We start from the raw sequence: 15,982 nt of genomic DNA, 5'->3' as shown, positions 1-15,982 counted from the left end.
TCTGTCAATTTAAGCTAGGGATAGAAAGCTGTTCGAGACATTAGGGGATGTCTCATTATTAGGGAGGAACAGCTTCGATAGTTATACTATAAAAGATTGATGTGAATTCAATGTGAATTTGGCGTGAAAGAATAAGGAATTTTCTATTTTTTATACGAAAATAAAAGTTGAAATTCAAAAGAAAAAAGATTATGCTCAACTATGTATGGAGTATGGAGGACGGATTAAGGGAGTTAGTATTATGGAAATGATAGAAAAACGTGACTTGAATGATCGTTTTATACGATTAAGTCCACCACAAATTTTAGCGATTGGATTTTTTGCTTTAATTATTGTTGGCGGCATATTATTGAAATTACCGATTGCGACGAAAACATCTATTAGTTGGGTTGATGCTTTTTTCACAGCAACATCAGCTGCGACTGTAACGGGCTTAGGTGTAGTAGATGTAAATAGTACATTTACCATATTTGGACAAGTTGTCATCATGCTTCTTATACAAACAGGCGGTTTAGGGTTAATGACAATTGCTATTTTAATAGTTTGGGTGCTCGGAAAGAAAATAGGATTACGTCATCGACTTCTTATTGGAGAAGCATTAAATCAAACGAATATTGGCGGACTTGTAAAATTAGTAAAACGAGTGTTTTTCTTCTCGCTTTGTATTGAATTCGTTGGAGTATTATTTTTATCCATTCGTTTTGTTCCTGAATTCGGATTGGGAAAAGGGCTATATTACAGCTTGTTTCACGTCGTAGCTGCTTATAATAATGCAGGATTTGCTTTATGGCCAGATAATTTAACGAGATATGTTGGAGATCCTATCATTAATATTGGTATTTGTTCTTTAATTGTAATAGGTGGTTTAGGTTTTACAGTACTAATTGATATATGGTACAGTCGAAGTTTTCGAAAATTAACACTGCATTCGAAAATCATGATTGTTGGTACAATTGCGTTGATTATTTTTTCAATGACTGTCATCTTTATATTAGAGTATAGTAATGTTAAAACATTAGGTTCTTTATCGTTAAATGAAAAATTGTGGGCATCATTCTTCCAAGGGATTACCCCTCGTACAGCTGGGTTTAATACAATTGATTATGGAAGTATGAATGAATCAACGTTGTTTTTTACGATGGTACTTATGTTTATTGGAGCCGGAAGTGTTTCAACTGGAGGCGGTATTAAGCTTACGACTTTTGTTATTTTAATTACATCTGTTATTTCATTTTTTAAGAAAAAAGAAGATGTTATTTTATTTCGTCGTACAATTAAAATGTCAACAGTGATGAGAGCTTTGTCGATTGTAATTGCAAGTCAATTTTTAATTTTTGTAGCAGTATTTGTACTTATGCTTACTGAAAACTTTAGCTTTATTGAATTGTTGTTTGAAACGGTTTCAGCCTTTGGAACAGTTGGATTATCAATGGGAATTACAGCTGATTTATCAGCTTTTGGGAAATGTGTGATTATGTTTGTTATGTTTTGTGGGTTAATTGGACCATTAACACTTGTGTTTTCACTTGCACGGCCAGCAAAACAAAAAATTCGTTATCCATCTGAGGATGTGTTTACAGGATAAGGTATCTCGCGAAAAGTGAGATACCTTTTATTATGTTCCGTGATGAAAAATTGTCTGGAAGATCCTAATTGATGGAAGTTTCACTTTATCCCGCATTAACGGGCAGTAAGATCCCACCTCAATATTCAAAGAAAAGCAAAGCAGAGAGGTAGGAACAACTGCCCATAAAAACCCGATTGGTTCAACTAACCATCAGTAGGAGATAAACCTTCCCCTACTGATGGAAGTTTCACTTTATTACGTAAAAAGAGAGTACAGCAAGCTGATAATAGCTGCTCGAAATATTAGTGCAACAATCGCAGTTATGCCGCCCATTACTGCTGCAATTCCACCTGTAACAGTGGCACCACGGTTATAGGCATATATACCAATTAGGACAGCAAGAAGTCCAAAGAGTACTGGGAAAACGAATAAAGCTAAGACTGCAAGGGCAAGAGCGATAAATCCTGCTGTTGCTCCCCCTGTTTTTGTTGTTCCTTCTTCTCTTCCATCGTAAGGCACACCATTAGGTGCAATTTCAGCTGCGTATTCCTCTTCAAAATGGTCTTCGTTTTCTCTATAGCGTTCTTCATGTTTATCAGTCATTATAATATCTCCTTTCATAAAGAGCTTCATGTTTAGTATGAACTGCTTTTATTTTTTTATCCTCCATTTCGCGGGCAATAAAATCCTCACGTCAAGATTTTGAGAAAATAAAGAAGAAACTTGGAAGATAACTGTCGTAAGAGTGCGATTGGTAAGAGCTTTCCAGCAGTGGGGGATGAAGAAAATTCCCCCTGATGAAAGTTTCATTTCATGAGATAGTTAAATTACAAAAGTTGGTATGTCTTCCGCGTTTTTGGAAACGATAAAAAGGAATTGATAGGAAAAAGAGGTGGTTTTGTATGACACAACATCCAATTGAAAACTTAATGAAAACAGCAATGACAAACTTAAAAGAAATGGTGGATGTAAATACGATTGTTGGAAAGCCAGTATCAACAGCTGATGGGAATGTTATTTTAACCGTTTCAAAAGTTGCTTTTGGTTTTGGTGCAGGTGGAAGTGATTTCAAAGGAAGTGGACAACCACAAGAGGGGCAGAACTTACATCCATTTGGTGGTGGAAGTGGTGCAGGGGTTTCGATTAACCCTGTTGCGTTTTTAGTAGTTGGGGCAAAAGGAATTCAGGTTATGCACTTACATAGCGGTACACATCTTGTAGAAAAAGCATTGGAAGCAGTACCTAATGCAGTGCAGCGGTTAGTAAATAAGAGATAGCGGAACGCTTGCATTTTAAGGAAATTATGATATAGTGGATGAAGTGTGTTTAAAAATTATACGAATATAAAGTAAATGACTATATAAAGAATTAGGATTTAAGAAGAACAAGGGAGAGGTATAAATGATTAACATCAAGAATTTTGTTGTCGGTTTATGTATGTTAGTGAGCGGATTTGTTATATATGTATTAAAGGAAAAAGCACAATTTTAACAAACAGGCTTACTAAGCAGTCTGTTTTTATTTTGACAAAATTATTGACATTTTTATCGAAAAGAAGTAAAATTGATATTCGTGTCTCGGTTACAGCTAGTATATATTGGTTATTCCTTACTTATACAAGTCTCTAGTTTGCTAAAGATCGGGCAATGATGCCAACAACTTTAGTGATCGTGTATATGATGAATTGTATTTGTAAGCTGTACACGTACTAGTGTATAAGGAGCGGTCGTTGGAACCGCAATGATGAAAGAGAGGCAGGGCTTTCATCCAGTATATGTTACTTTCCCGTTAATTAAATATAAAAAAGAAGGCGCCTTTTTGTAAAAGGTAGCCTTCTTTTTATTTTATCCGCTATTTGCGGGCAGTAAGACCCCCACCTCAAGATGCAGAGAGAAATCAGAAAGAAAGGTAGGGGATAACTGCTGGCATGTGCCCGATTGGTTCAACTAACCATCAGTGGGGGATGAAAAAACACTGATGGAAGTTTCATTTTATCTTAAACGAAACGGACATGTTAAGGAAGTCTTGTAATATGAAACAGCCCGTAAGAGCCCGATTAGTGGGGCTTTTAATCAGCAGGGATGAGGAAGACCCCCGCTGATTAAAATTTCACTTTATTGAATTCTACTTTCAACTTGTTGACAAACTTCTTCAGCTGTTAACCCGCTTGCATCGATAACAGATCCCTTTATCGCAGCGTTGCTAATCCCCGCTACGTTAGAATCCAGCCCGGTTACAACGCAGCAGTTACATCCTTGAACGTCACTTTCAGATTGCAATGAGACTACTTCATGCCCTTTTTGTTCTAATGCCTGTTTTACGTTCGTTAAAGAGTCTTCTACTCCAATTTTCGCCATGTCATTCACCTCCTGCCATCTAGTAATATGTTCCTTTTTCGGAAGAATATTCACTAATTAACAAAGAGGTTTCACACGTTTGGCAGGAGTAGGAAAGAGTTAGTCGTTATAAACCCCAGTCAACATGTCGCTTACAAAACGATCGTTTTGTACATCGTGCATCGTATAATCATTTGATAGTACATCAACTGAGGCAATGTACATAGGATTTTGCGTTGTTCTATTTTGCTCTGCATATGGAAGTAATTCTACATAATCTTCTAATTTACACAGTCCTTTTGTATTCATTAAATCAAATAACTGAAGCATTTCCATTACTTCTTGTCTTGTTCCTTTAATTTGTAAACATGCCATATTATTAGCCCCCTTAAATTTGTCAAAATGATTTTTGAAAATAGGATTATGAGTAATAAGAAAAAAATATGAGTGTTATCCTCAAATTTTATTTTTTATTTTTTCACCTCGCTTTATTACTAGTCTTTTTCTAAAAATATGTGATAGAACGTCCGTTTATTGAATACAATAGATTCGCATCTTTTGACAAAATTCCTTCTCCTAAACAAATATTTTTTTGTAAGAAAAATGTCGAAAAAAATTTTTTGACATTTTGTAAACGTTAACAATGTTGATATATCAATATAAAGAGGGTTGTTCATAAATTTTAAAATTTAAAATTTTCAAAAAATTTCTTTGATTTATTTGAAAAGGGGGCGTAAACTAGGAACCAATAAAAAAATTCAAGGATATAGGGGGCGCTTTCAAGTGAACGAGCAATGGATTTTCTTAAATGGAGAATTTGTTCCAAAAAATGAAGCAAAGGTTTCTGTCTATGATCATGGATATTTATATGGTGATGGGGTATTCGAAGGCATTCGTGTCTATAGTGGAAATGTTTTCCGCTTAAAAGAGCATCTCATTCGTCTGTACGAATCTGCAAAATCCATTTTATTAGAAATTCCATATACGTTGGAAGAAGTGACCAATATTGTTGTTGAAACAATTCGACGTAATCAATTATCTAATGGATATATTCGTTTAGTTGTATCACGCGGAGTTGGAAATCTTGGCTTAGATCCTGATTCGTGTTTAAAGCCAAATGTTGTTGTAATCGCTGAACAATTAGCGTTATTCCCGGCAGAATATTACGAGAAAGGAATTCCAGTTGTAACAGTTGCAACAAGACGGAATCGTCCAGATGTATTAACGCCACAAGTGAAATCACTAAATTACTTAAATAATATTTTAGTGAGAATTGAAGCGAAACTTGCCGGTGTGCAGGAAGCGTTAATGTTAAATGAACAAGGGTATGTTGCAGAAGGTTCTGGTGATAACGTATTTATTGTAAAAGGTAATAAGTTAATTACACCGCCAAGTTCTGCTGGAGCACTAGAAGGAATTACGCGAAATGCGATTATGGAAATTGGTGAGAAGCTTGGCTATGACGTAAGGGAAGAATTATTTACACGTCATGATGTATATGTAGCAGATGAGGTATTTTTAACAGGTACAGCAGCTGAAGTTATTGCGGTAACAATGGTTGATGGCAGAGAAATTGGAGCTGGGAAACCAGGAGCGCATACAAATCGTTTGTTAGAAGAATTTCGTAAGCTTGTTGTAGAAGATGGCGAAAAAATTTATGAAGAAAATAAAGTAAGTTGATAGGAGAGTAACCGATGCGAAGCAATATGATTAAACAAGGTATTGACCGAGCGCCGCATCGAAGTTTGCTTCATGCAGCAGGCGTTAAAGAAGAAGATTTTCATAAACCATTTATTGCAATTTGTAATTCATATATCGATATTGTTCCAGGGCATATTCATTTAAGAGATCTTGCTGATGTAGCGAAAGCTGCCATTCGTGAAGCAGGAGGTGTTCCTTTTGAATTTAATACGATTGGTGTTGATGATGGAATTGCAATGGGACATATCGGAATGCGATATTCACTCCCAAGTCGAGAAATCATTGCAGATGCAGCAGAAACAGTAATTCAAGCTCATTGGTTTGACGGAGTTATGTTTATGCCAAATTGTGACAAAATTACACCGGGAATGCTGATGGCATCTGTTCGGACGAATGTTCCTTCTGTTTTTGTATCTGGAGGACCAATGGAAGCAGGGAAATCAAAAGATGGCACTCCGCTTTCATTAGCATCTGTATTTGAAGGAGTTGGCGCTCATAAGTCAGGGAAATTAACTTTAGAGCAGCTGATTGATATGGAAAAATCAGCATGCCCAACGTGCGGTTCCTGCTCAGGGATGTTTACAGCAAATTCTATGAATACCATCATGGAAATGCTTGGTGTTGCGCTTCCAGGAAATGGAACGGTTGTTGCAACAAGTGAAGAACGACATAACTTAATTCGTCAGGCTGCTTTTCATTTAATGGATTTAATTGAGCGTGATATAAAGCCGCGCGACATTATTACAAAAGAAGCAATTGATGATGCTTTTGCATTAGATATGGCGATGGGGGGATCGACAAATACAGTTTTACATATGTTAGCCATCGCGAATGAAGCAGGTATTGAATATGACTTGCAGCGTATTAATGATATTGCAAAGCGTGTTCCATACTTAGCGAAAATTAGCCCAGCTTCTCATTATTCCATGCATGATGTGCATGAAGCAGGTGGAGTAGCAGCTATTATTAAAGAGCTTTCACAAATTCCAGGGGCAATTCATCCAGAGCGCATTACAATTTCAGGGAAAAGCATTTATGAAACAGTAGAAGAAGGAAAAATCTTAGATGAAAAAGTAATTCGTCCGAAAGAACGACCATATCGTAAAACAGGTGGTCTTTCCATTCTCTTTGGAAATTTAGCACCAGATGGTTCTGTCCTAAAAATTGGAGCTATCGATGAATCTGTTACATCATTTGTTGGTGAAGCGATTTGTTTTGATTCTCATGATGAAGCGGTTGCTGCGATTGATAGTGGTGTTGTGAAAGAAGGGCATGTTGTTGTCATCCGATATGAAGGTCCAAAAGGAGGACCTGGCATGCCGGAAATGTTAGCTCCAACATCAGCGATTGTTGGAAGAGGACTGGGAACAAAGGTTGCATTGATTACCGATGGACGCTTCTCCGGAGCAACAAGGGGGATTGCGATTGGTCATGTATCACCAGAAGCGGCTGAAGGAGGACCAATTGCATATGTGGCAGACGGTGATCCGATCATTATTAATTTAAAAGATGGTATTATTCATTGGGAAATTTCTAAAGAAGCATTAGAACAACGGAAAAAACAATTTATTTCTCCAGAGCCGAAAGTAAAAACTGGATATTTAGCACGATATGCAAAGCTTGTTACTTCGGCAAATACAGGAGGAATTATGAAAGTATAAAGTAAAACTTCCGTTCGCGGGAGGATAAAGCGTTGATAGGGAGGAGTAGTTGATTGTGAAGCCTCACAGAGAGTCGGTGGTTGGTGGAAACCGATGGTTCACGTTGACGAACATCGCCCTTGAGTGCCAAGCTGAAGCACTTGCTTAGGTTTGGACGGTAGCTCCGTTATTAGCTTGACTCTATTAGAGTCACTGAGGCAAGAATTTTTCTTGCAAAGAAGGGTGGTACCACGAAGTCTTTCGTCCCTTCAGCACATAGCTGGAGTGTGGGCGAAAGACTTTTTTATTTATACGCGTATTTCATAAAGGAGGTTTGTAGAAACGATGTCTTCAAAAACGGAAGAGAAAATGGCAACCGGTGCACAGTTATTGTTAAATGCGCTTAGAAAGGAAAAGGTAGAAGTCATTTTTGGCTATCCAGGAGGAGCTGTTTTACCGCTATATGATGCGCTTTACGATTGTGAAATTCCTCATATCTTAACAAGGCATGAACAAGGAGCAATTCATGCAGCAGAAGGATATGCAAGAATTACTGGAAAGCCAGGTGTTGTTATTGCTACAAGTGGACCAGGGGCGACAAATGTGATTACTGGTTTAGCGGATGCGATGATGGATTCCTTACCGCTTGTCGTATTTACTGGGCAAGTTTCAACAACGCTTATAGGAAGTGATGCCTTTCAAGAAGCGGATATCATCGGACTTACAATGCCTGTCACAAAGCACAACTATCAAGTACGAAATGTTTCGGATTTACCAAGGATTATAAAAGAAGCATTCCATATTGCAGCAACAGGTAGACCAGGTCCAGTCGTCATTGATCTTCCGAAAAATATGGTTGTAGAAATGGGAGAGCGATGTAGCAATGTAGAGATGGATTTACCTGGGTACCAGCCGAATTATCATCCGAATCAACTACAAATTAACAAACTGCTACAAGCAATTGAAGTAGCAAAGAAACCGCTTATTTTAGCGGGTGCTGGCGTATTGCATGCAAAAGCAGCAAATGAATTAACTGCATTTGCACGTATGTATCAGATTCCGGTCGTTCATACATTACTTGGTCTTGGAGGGTTTCCATCCGATGATACATTGTTTTTAGGAATGGGTGGTATGCATGGTTCTTACGCAGCAAATATGGCTTTGTATGAATGTGACTTGTTAATAAATATAGGGGCACGTTTTGATGATCGTCTGACTGGAAATTTAGCTTACTTTGCAAAGGGAGCAACGATAGCGCATATTGATATTGATCCTGCAGAAATTGGAAAAAACGTTGTGACGGAAATTCCAATTGTAGCCAGTGCTAAACATGCTCTAGAAGCGTTATTAGAGTGTAAAGGAGAGAAACAAAATCATAAAGAATGGCTACAGCTTTTACGAAGAAGAAAGAATCGTTACCCATTTTGCTATAAAGACGATTCACAAATGTTAAAACCGCAGGCTGTAATTCAAATGCTTTATGAAGTTACAAATGGAAATGCAATTATAACGACAGATGTTGGACAGCATCAAATGTGGACAGCACAATACTATGCATTGAAACAGCCTGATAAATGGGTTACATCAGGAGGACTAGGAACGATGGGGTTTGGTCTGCCAGCTGCGATTGGAGCACAAATTGCCGAGCCTAATGAACTCGTTGTAGCAATCGTAGGTGATGCCGGTTTTCAAATGACATTGCAAGAATTAAGTGTTTTAAAGGAACATCACCTTCCCGTTAAAGTGCTGATTTTAAATAATGAAGCACTCGGCATGGTAAGACAATGGCAAGATGAGTTTTATAATCAGCGTTATTCTCATTCTGTGCTTTCTTGTCAACCAGACTTTGCTATGTTAGCCCACGCTTATGGAATTAAAGGGATCCGTATTGAAAATCCGCTAACGGCAAAAGAACAATTGCGAGAAGCGATGAATTTACAAGAACCTGTTCTTATTGATTGCCGTGTTTTACAATCTGAAAAAGTTATGCCTATGGTTGCTCCTGGAAAAGGTGTTCACCAAATGGAGGGGGTGGAATAGTGAAACGGATTGTTACAGCAACGGTTCGAAATCAAAGTGGGGTTTTAAACCGTATTACAGGTGTGATGACGAGGAGGCATTTTAATATTGAAAGTATTTCAGTGGGGCATACAGAATCATCACATATTTCAAGAATGACATTTGTTGTTCACGTTGAAGATGTCCAGCAAGTGGAGCAGCTTATTAAGCAACTTCATAAACAAATTGATGTATTAAAAGTATCTGATATTACAGAAGAAGCAATGATTGCAAGAGAACTTGCACTTATTAAAGTGTCTACGACAATTGCTTCTAGATCTGAATTATATAGTTTAATTGAACCGTTTCGCGCAGCTGTTATAGATGTTGGAAAGGATTCCATCGTCGTTCAAGTAACAGGGGCACAAGAAAAAGTAGAAGCGCTTATTGAATTATTGCGTCCATATGGTTTAAAAGAAATTGCAAGAACAGGAGTAACAGCCTTTACAAGAAGTATGAAAAAGCAAGACAAACAACAAGTAATGTTAATTAATTAATTATTAAAATATAGGAGGAGAAAGAAAATGGCAAAAGTTTATTATGAAAAGGATGTAACAGTAAATGTATTAAAAGGAAAGAAAGTAGCGATTGTTGGATATGGGTCTCAAGGTCATGCTCATGCGCAAAATTTACGTGATAACGGTTTTGACGTTGTTGTAGGTCTTCGTCAAGGGAAGTCTTGGGAAAAGGCAAAAGAAGATGGATTTTCTGTATATAAGGTTGCTGAAGCTACAAAACTAGCAGATGTTGTAATGGTATTGCTTCCAGATGAACAACAGCCGGAAGTTTATGAAACAGAAATTGCACCGAATTTACAAGAAGGAAATGCACTCGTGTTTGCTCATGGGTTTAACGTTCATTTTGATCAAATTACACCGCCGGAAGATGTGGATGTATTTCTTGTAGCGCCAAAAGGACCCGGGCATCTTGTACGCCGAACATTTGTAGAAGGCGCAGCGGTACCAGCATTATTTGCGGTTTATCAAGATGCAACAGGAACAGCTTATGAAAAGGCACTATCGTATGCAGATGGAATCGGAGCAACTCGCGCCGGTGTACTCCAAACGACATTTAAAGAAGAAACAGAAACAGATTTATTTGGAGAACAAGCAGTACTTTGCGGAGGAGCAACTGCTCTTGTGAAAGCGGGTTTTGAAACATTAGTAGAAGCTGGCTATCAACCGGAACTTGCATATTTTGAATGTTTACATGAACTAAAGCTTATTGTCGATCTTATGTATGAAGGCGGATTAGAAAATATGCGCTACTCAGTTTCGGACACAGCACAGTGGGGGGATTTCGTATCAGGGCCGCGCGTTGTAACAGAGCATACGAAACAAGCGATGCAAGAAGTATTAAAAGATATTCAAGATGGAACGTTTGCTAGGGGATGGATTGCTGAACATAAAGCAGGAAGACAAAAATTCCATGCAATTAATGCAGAGGAGAATGCGCATCAAATTGAAGTGGTAGGTCGTAAATTACGTGAGATGATGCCATTTGTAAAGCCGAGAGTGAAAATGGAGGTTAAGTAATATGAAGCAAATTTTGTTCATGGATACGACGCTTCGCGATGGGGAGCAATCGCCTGGAGTAAATTTAAATGAACAAGAAAAATTACAAATTGCACGGCAGTTAGAGAGGCTTGGAATTAATGTGATGGAGGCGGGCTTTGCGTCCGCTTCTGAAGGTGATTTTCGGTCAGTGAAACGTATAGCTGAAACAATTCAAAATGCTTCTGTTATGAGTCTGGCCCGTGCGAAGGAAAGTGATATTCGTACTGCATATGAAGCGTTAAAAGGAGGCGTATCTCCTCGATTACATGTATTTCTGGCAACGAGCGATATTCATATGAAATATAAGCTCCGTATGTCAAAGGATGAAGTATTAGATACAATTCATCGTTCTGTAAAGCTTGGAAAATCATTATTTTCAACGGTACAGTTTTCTGCAGAAGATGCAACGCGAACAACACCTTCTTTTTTAGCAGAAGCTGCAGAGGTTGCAATTCGCGCTGGAGCGGATGTAATTAACATTCCCGATACAGTAGGATATACCAATCCAGAGGAATATTTTTCTCTTTTCCGATATTTAAAAGAGCATGTTTCATCTTTTGAGAAAGCTATTTTCTCCTGCCATTGTCACGATGATCTTGGCATGGCAGTAGCCAACTCATTAGCAGCAATTGAAGGCGGTGCACTTCAAGTAGAAGGAACGATTAATGGAATTGGAGAACGTGCTGGTAATGCTGCTCTCGAAGAAGTTGCAGTTGCTCTCCATATTCGAAACGATTATTACGGGGCGTCATCTTCCATGCAATTAAAAGAAATTAAAGCAACAAGTACACTTGTAAGCCGTTTAACAGGCATGGTTGTTCCGAAAAATAAAGCAATCGTTGGTGCAAATGCGTTTGCCCATGAATCTGGTATTCATCAAGATGGGGTTTTAAAAGAAGCATCTACTTATGAAATTATTTCACCTTCTCTTGTAGGGGAAGAACAAAATAAATTTGTACTCGGAAAACATTCTGGCCGCCATGCCTTTACAGAAAAAATGAAAGAGTTAGGCTATGAATTTACAGAAGAAGAGCGGGACTTAGCGTTCCATGCTTTTAAACGGTTAGCTGATCGAAAGAAAGAAATTACAGAAGAAGATTTACAGGCGCTTGTATTGGGAGAAACTGCGTTTGCTAAACAGCAGTACGATATTAAACAATTGCAAGTTCATTTTGTATCAAGCAGCATTCAAAGTGCAACCGTCTGTTTAGAAGATACTGATGGAAATGTGCTGGAGGATGCCGCGACTGGGGCCGGTAGCATTGAAGCAATTTATAATGCGATTCAAAGAATTCTTCATTTAAAATGTGAGCTTGCTGACTATCGTATTCAATCGATTACACAAGGACAAGATGCGTTAGCTCATGTTCATGTTGAGTTGAAAGAAGACGGACACCAAGTTTCAGGTTTTGGTGTAGCGCAAGATGTACTGGAAGCTTCAGCTCGTGCTTACGTATATGCAGCAGGGAAATTAAAAACATTACGATCACTTACAAAATCGTAAAGGAGTGCTTGAAGATGGAAAAACGAATCGTTTGTTTAGCTGGTGATGGAGTTGGGCCAGAAATTATGGCTAGCGCAAAACAAGTGTTAGAGATGGTAGAAAGGTTATACGGTCATCATTTTTATTTGCAGGATGAATTGTTTGGAGGAGCGGCGATTGATGCATTTGGCCAGCCGCTTCCACCTCGCACATTAACAGCGTGTTTAGCAAGTGATGCAGTATTGCTTGGTGCCGTTGGAGGTCCATATTGGGATCATGCAAAAGAGCGTCCTGAACAAGGACTTCTTACACTTCGAAAAGGCTTAGGGGTATTTGCAAATGTTCGACCGGTTTCCGTTGAAGAGGCAACAGCGCATTTATCACCACTAAAGGCGGCAGAGCAAGTTGATTTTGTCGTTGTTCGTGAGTTAACAGGCGGTATCTATTTCTCATTTCCGAAAGAGCGGACAGAAGAAGTGGCAACAGATACACTTACTTATCATCGCCGTGAGGTAGAACGAATTGTTTCATATGCATTTCAATTAGCAAAAAAACGTCGTAAAAAAGTAACGTCTATCGACAAAGCAAATGTTTTAGAATCTAGTAAACTATGGCGACAAGTAACAGAAGAAGTAGCAATTCGCTATCCAGAAGTAGAGTTAGAGCATTTATTAGTAGATGTTGCAGCAATGGAACTCATTCGTAATCCAAGACGATTTGATGTTATCGTTACAGAAAATTTATTTGGCGATATTTTAAGTGATGAGGCATCTGTATTAGCGGGGTCATTAGGTATGTTACCGTCTGCAAGTCATGCGGAGAATGGTCCATCTCTTTATGAACCAATTCATGGATCAGCGCCGGATATTGCTGGGAAAAACAAAGTGAATCCAATCGCAATGCTTCGCTCCGTTGCAATGATGCTTGGGCAATCATTTGGATTAAGAAAAGAAGGAGAAGCAATTGAAGAAGCAATTTCTACAGTCCTTCATTCTGGAAAATGTACAGCAGATTTAGGCGGGAATGAAACGACAACTTCGTTTACAAAGTATGTATTACAAACGATGGAAGAACAGGCACTGGTAGGGAGAGGGAGATAATGGGGAAAACATTATTAGATAAACTCTGGGAGCGACATGTTGTAGCAACGAATGAAAACGGCCTGGATTTACTATATATTGATCTGCATCTTGTTCATGAGGTGACATCGCCGCAAGCGTTTGAAGGCTTGCGGCTTGCGAATCGAACAGTTAGACGGCCTGATTTAACATTTGCGACGATGGACCATAATGTTCCAACAAAAGATGTTTGGAATATTACAGATAAAATTGCGAAACAGCAAATGGATACACTTCGCAAAAATTGTCAGGAATTTGGAGTACTGTTAGCTGATATGGGTGATGAGGAACAAGGGATTGTACATGTTATTGGTCCAGAACTTGGACTTACACAGCCAGGAAAAACAATTGTATGTGGTGATAGTCATACATCAACACATGGAGCATTTGGTGCATTAGCATTTGGAATTGGCACAAGTGAAGTAGAACACGTTTTAGCAACGCAAACATTATGGCAACGCAAACCAAAAGCGATGGGAATTGAACTGAAAGGATTATTGCCAAAAGGAGTATATGCAAAGGACATTATTTTACATGTACTTGCTACATATGGAGTAGCCGTTGGTACGGGGCATGTCATAGAGTTTTATGGTGAAACCGTAAAAGAAATGACGATGGAAGAGCGGATGACGCTTTGTAATATGGCGATTGAGGGCGGTGCAAAGGCTGGGATTATTGCACCGGATGAAGTGACGTTTGATTATGTAAAAGGGCGACAATACGCACCAAAAGAGTTTGGACAGGCAGTTACAAAGTGGAGTGAATTATACACGGATACAGATGCGGTGTATGACATGGTTATTACGGTTGATGTTGCAAGTTTAGCACCGTATATTACGTGGGGAACAAATCCAGGGATGGGGCTGCGCGTTGATGAAGTTCTTCCGCAGGCAAATGATATCAATGATGAAAGAGCGTATGCTTATATGGGACTTCAACCAGGACAAAGTACAGCGGATATTCCAATTCACCACGTGTTTATCGGTTCTTGCACAAATTCCCGCTTATCTGATTTAGAAATTGCCGCTGCGGTTGTGAAAGGAAAGAAGGTAAAAGAAGGAGTAAGGGCTCTTGTTGTCCCTGGGTCAAAGCAAGTGAGAGATGCAGCGATGAAAAAAGGATTACATCTTATATTTGAAGAGGCGGGATTTGAGTGGAGGGAACCAGGGTGTTCGATGTGTCTTGGGATGAATCCAGATCAAGTCCCAGAAAGTGAACATTGTGCTTCTACTTCAAATCGTAATTTTGAAGGAAGACAAGGAAAAGGAGCAAGAACGCATCTCGTTAGTCCAGCTATGGCTGCTGCAGCTGCAATTTACGGTCATTTTGTTGATGTGAGAAAGGAGAACTACGATGGAGCCATTTCATATTCATAAAGGTACGACTGCAGTATTGATGCGTGATAATATTGATACGGATCAAATTATTCCGAAGCAGTATTTAAAGCGGATTGAAAGAACAGGATTTGGAGAGTTTTTATTTGATGAATGGCGCTATTTAGATAATCGTCAAGAAGATCCTGCGTTTCCATTGAACGCTCCCGAGCGAAAAGGTGCTACGATTCTAATTACAGGAGAAAACTTCGGTTGCGGTTCTTCTAGAGAACATGCACCGTGGGCTCTTGCTGATTATGGGTTTCGCGCTATTATCGCAGGAAGTTTTGCCGATATTTTTTATATGAATTGTACAAAAAATGGGATTCTTCCGATTGTGATGGGAAAGGAAATTCGTAAGCAGCTTGCATCTATAGCGCCCCAGGCGATGATAGAAATAGATTTAGAGAATGAAGTAGTAATAACTCCTGAGGAAAGCTTTTCTTTCTCCATTGAACCGATGTGGAAAGAAAAGTTGCTCAGTGGTTTAGATGATATTGGAGTTACGCTTCAATATGAAGGTGTGATTACAGAATACGAGATGAAAATAGGTCGTTAATGTATATATATTCATTTTGTTTTTTTAACATATAAGTCGCTGCTATGCAGAAGAAAAAGTGGCCTACACTTGTTTTTTCTCTTTGTTATAGCATTTTATGGGGAGAGAGAGGGTCTGGTCGCTTCTGTGCATGGCTAGATGCTCTCTTCTATTTAAAAAGAAAGATATTATTTCAATTTTAAAACTTGTATTTATATGAGAGTTAATCGTATATTATTTCAAAAAAATGAAAGAAAATTATTTACTTTTGATTTAATTGGTAGTATACTGACTTCAAACAAAGAGGAGAAAGGGAGTAATGACAATGTTCACTTTACAATCAGTCATTTCATTTACACGACATCATCATACATAAACCCTTGAACCTAGCGTGAAAAAACGTGTAGGTACAAGGGTTATTCCTGTGTACCTACATTCTCCAAAGAGCTATGTAGGTATTTTTATCTACATAGCTCTTTTTTCGTTTTCTAAGCGCTATGTTTTGAATGTATGAGTACTGGAGAAGATGAACTCGTAACAAATAATGTATCTAAATTTTCCCGTTTCAAATGTGTTATGGGCGCTAGCTGACTTGGAAATGAGAGTAGTTCA

15 protein-coding genes and 1 other annotated feature are annotated in these 15,982 nt (G+C 38.6%); of the genes, 12 read left to right on the top strand and 3 right to left on the bottom strand.

The features are described 5' to 3' along the window. Positions 1-241: 241 nt before the first annotated feature. Positions 242-1,585 carry a TrkH family potassium uptake protein gene (locus ACTDJC_RS09570; RefSeq protein ID WP_098309526.1) on the top strand — a complete coding sequence of 448 codons (1,344 nt, stop codon included), beginning with the start codon at positions 242-244 and terminating at the stop codon, positions 1,583-1,585. Between the two features lie 237 nt (positions 1,586-1,822). On the opposite strand, the gene ACTDJC_RS09565 is transcribed toward ACTDJC_RS09570, so the two are convergent. After that, a complete protein-coding gene (locus ACTDJC_RS09565; RefSeq protein WP_098309525.1) occupies positions 1,823-2,170 on the bottom strand; it encodes an imidazole glycerol phosphate synthase in 348 nt (115 codons plus the stop codon). A 299-nt stretch (positions 2,171-2,469) separates the two neighbouring features. Between ACTDJC_RS09565 and ytfJ the strand changes: the two genes are divergently transcribed. Together ytfJ and ACTDJC_RS09555 are read left to right on the top strand one after the other, a co-directional pair. Then, entirely contained in the window at positions 2,470-2,844 is a 375-nt protein-coding gene (ytfJ, locus tag ACTDJC_RS09560; protein ID WP_098309524.1) for a GerW family sporulation protein, read from the top strand. 124 nt (positions 2,845-2,968) lie between these two features. Continuing rightward, positions 2,969-3,058 (top strand): phosphoribosyl-ATP pyrophosphatase, encoded by a 90-nt coding sequence (locus ACTDJC_RS09555; protein ID WP_098309523.1) that lies wholly within the window; start codon positions 2,969-2,971, stop codon positions 3,056-3,058. A gap of 623 nt (positions 3,059-3,681) precedes the next feature. On the opposite strand, the gene ACTDJC_RS09550 is transcribed toward ACTDJC_RS09555, so the two are convergent. Together ACTDJC_RS09550 and ACTDJC_RS09545 are read right to left on the bottom strand one after the other, a co-directional pair. Beyond that, entirely contained in the window at positions 3,682-3,924 is a 243-nt protein-coding gene (locus tag ACTDJC_RS09550) for a YkuS family protein (protein WP_098309522.1), read from the bottom strand. 99 nt (positions 3,925-4,023) lie between these two features. Beyond that, positions 4,024-4,278, bottom strand: a complete 255-nt coding sequence (locus ACTDJC_RS09545) for a DUF3911 family protein (protein WP_098309521.1) — start codon at positions 4,276-4,278, stop codon at positions 4,024-4,026. Between the two features lie 408 nt (positions 4,279-4,686). Here ACTDJC_RS09545 and ilvE point away from each other — a divergent pair, with 408 nt between their 5' ends. The 9 genes from ilvE (at position 4,687) to leuD (ending at position 15,391) form a co-directional block, all read left to right on the top strand. Further along, a complete protein-coding gene (ilvE, locus tag ACTDJC_RS09540; RefSeq protein WP_098309520.1) occupies positions 4,687-5,583 on the top strand; it encodes a branched-chain-amino-acid transaminase in 897 nt (298 codons plus the stop codon). Between the two features lie 14 nt (positions 5,584-5,597). Next, a complete protein-coding gene (gene ilvD / locus ACTDJC_RS09535) occupies positions 5,598-7,265 on the top strand; it encodes a dihydroxy-acid dehydratase (RefSeq protein WP_098309519.1) in 1,668 nt (555 codons plus the stop codon). A 23-nt stretch (positions 7,266-7,288) separates the two neighbouring features. Continuing rightward, positions 7,289-7,516, top strand: a binding site (T-box leader). A gap of 73 nt (positions 7,517-7,589) precedes the next feature. Beyond that, positions 7,590-9,284, top strand: coding sequence for an acetolactate synthase large subunit (gene ilvB / locus ACTDJC_RS09530; protein ID WP_440603237.1), 1,695 nt, complete (start codon positions 7,590-7,592; stop codon positions 9,282-9,284). Then, entirely contained in the window at positions 9,284-9,799 is a 516-nt protein-coding gene (gene ilvN / locus ACTDJC_RS09525) for an acetolactate synthase small subunit (RefSeq protein WP_098309517.1), read from the top strand. The genes ilvB and ilvN overlap by 1 nt, the downstream gene beginning before the upstream one ends. A 27-nt stretch (positions 9,800-9,826) precedes the next feature. After that, positions 9,827-10,837 (top strand): ketol-acid reductoisomerase, encoded by a 1,011-nt coding sequence (ilvC, locus tag ACTDJC_RS09520; RefSeq protein WP_098309516.1) that lies wholly within the window; start codon positions 9,827-9,829, stop codon positions 10,835-10,837. 1 nt (position 10,838) lies between these two features. After that, entirely contained in the window at positions 10,839-12,362 is a 1,524-nt protein-coding gene (locus ACTDJC_RS09515; RefSeq protein ID WP_098309515.1) for a 2-isopropylmalate synthase, read from the top strand. A 14-nt stretch (positions 12,363-12,376) separates the two neighbouring features. Beyond that, on the top strand, positions 12,377-13,441 hold the full coding sequence (leuB, locus tag ACTDJC_RS09510; protein ID WP_440603236.1) for a 3-isopropylmalate dehydrogenase: 1,065 nt from the start codon (positions 12,377-12,379) through the stop codon (positions 13,439-13,441). Further along, positions 13,441-14,835, top strand: a complete 1,395-nt coding sequence (gene leuC / locus ACTDJC_RS09505) for a 3-isopropylmalate dehydratase large subunit (protein WP_440603235.1) — start codon at positions 13,441-13,443, stop codon at positions 14,833-14,835. The genes leuB and leuC overlap by 1 nt, the downstream gene beginning before the upstream one ends. Then, a complete protein-coding gene (gene leuD / locus ACTDJC_RS09500; protein ID WP_098309512.1) occupies positions 14,813-15,391 on the top strand; it encodes a 3-isopropylmalate dehydratase small subunit in 579 nt (192 codons plus the stop codon). The genes leuC and leuD overlap by 23 nt, the downstream gene beginning before the upstream one ends. Positions 15,392-15,982 lie beyond the last annotated feature (591 nt).

The organism is Bacillus sp. GB_SG_008 (assembly GCF_052038115.1).
In the GTDB taxonomy this organism is placed as follows: Bacteria; Bacillota; Bacilli; order Bacillales; family Bacillaceae_G; genus Bacillus_A; species Bacillus_A rhizoplanae.
This window is presented reverse-complemented; position numbering and strand designations above follow the sequence as displayed.

Excerpts from the sequence above, each read along its gene's own strand:
- ACTDJC_RS09550 (WP_098309522.1), bottom strand. The coding sequence starts at position 3,924 with ATGGCGAAAATTGGAGTAGAAGACTCTTTAACGAACGTAAAACAGGCA.
- ytfJ (WP_098309524.1), top strand. The coding sequence starts at position 2,470 with ATGACACAACATCCAATTGAAAACTTAATGAAAACAGCAATGACAAAC.
- ACTDJC_RS09570 (WP_098309526.1), top strand. The coding sequence starts at position 242 with ATGGAAATGATAGAAAAACGTGACTTGAATGATCGTTTTATACGATTA.
- ACTDJC_RS09545 (WP_098309521.1), bottom strand. The coding sequence starts at position 4,278 with ATGGCATGTTTACAAATTAAAGGAACAAGACAAGAAGTAATGGAAATG.
- ilvD (WP_098309519.1), top strand. The coding sequence starts at position 5,598 with ATGCGAAGCAATATGATTAAACAAGGTATTGACCGAGCGCCGCATCGA.
- ilvB (WP_440603237.1), top strand. The coding sequence starts at position 7,590 with ATGTCTTCAAAAACGGAAGAGAAAATGGCAACCGGTGCACAGTTATTG.
- ACTDJC_RS09565 (WP_098309525.1), bottom strand. The coding sequence starts at position 2,170 with ATGACTGATAAACATGAAGAACGCTATAGAGAAAACGAAGACCATTTT.
- ACTDJC_RS09515 (WP_098309515.1), top strand. The coding sequence starts at position 10,839 with ATGAAGCAAATTTTGTTCATGGATACGACGCTTCGCGATGGGGAGCAA.
- leuC (WP_440603235.1), top strand. The coding sequence starts at position 13,441 with ATGGGGAAAACATTATTAGATAAACTCTGGGAGCGACATGTTGTAGCA.
- leuD (WP_098309512.1), top strand. The coding sequence starts at position 14,813 with ATGGAGCCATTTCATATTCATAAAGGTACGACTGCAGTATTGATGCGT.
- ilvC (WP_098309516.1), top strand. The coding sequence starts at position 9,827 with ATGGCAAAAGTTTATTATGAAAAGGATGTAACAGTAAATGTATTAAAA.
- ACTDJC_RS09555 (WP_098309523.1), top strand. The coding sequence starts at position 2,969 with ATGATTAACATCAAGAATTTTGTTGTCGGTTTATGTATGTTAGTGAGC.
- leuB (WP_440603236.1), top strand. The coding sequence starts at position 12,377 with ATGGAAAAACGAATCGTTTGTTTAGCTGGTGATGGAGTTGGGCCAGAA.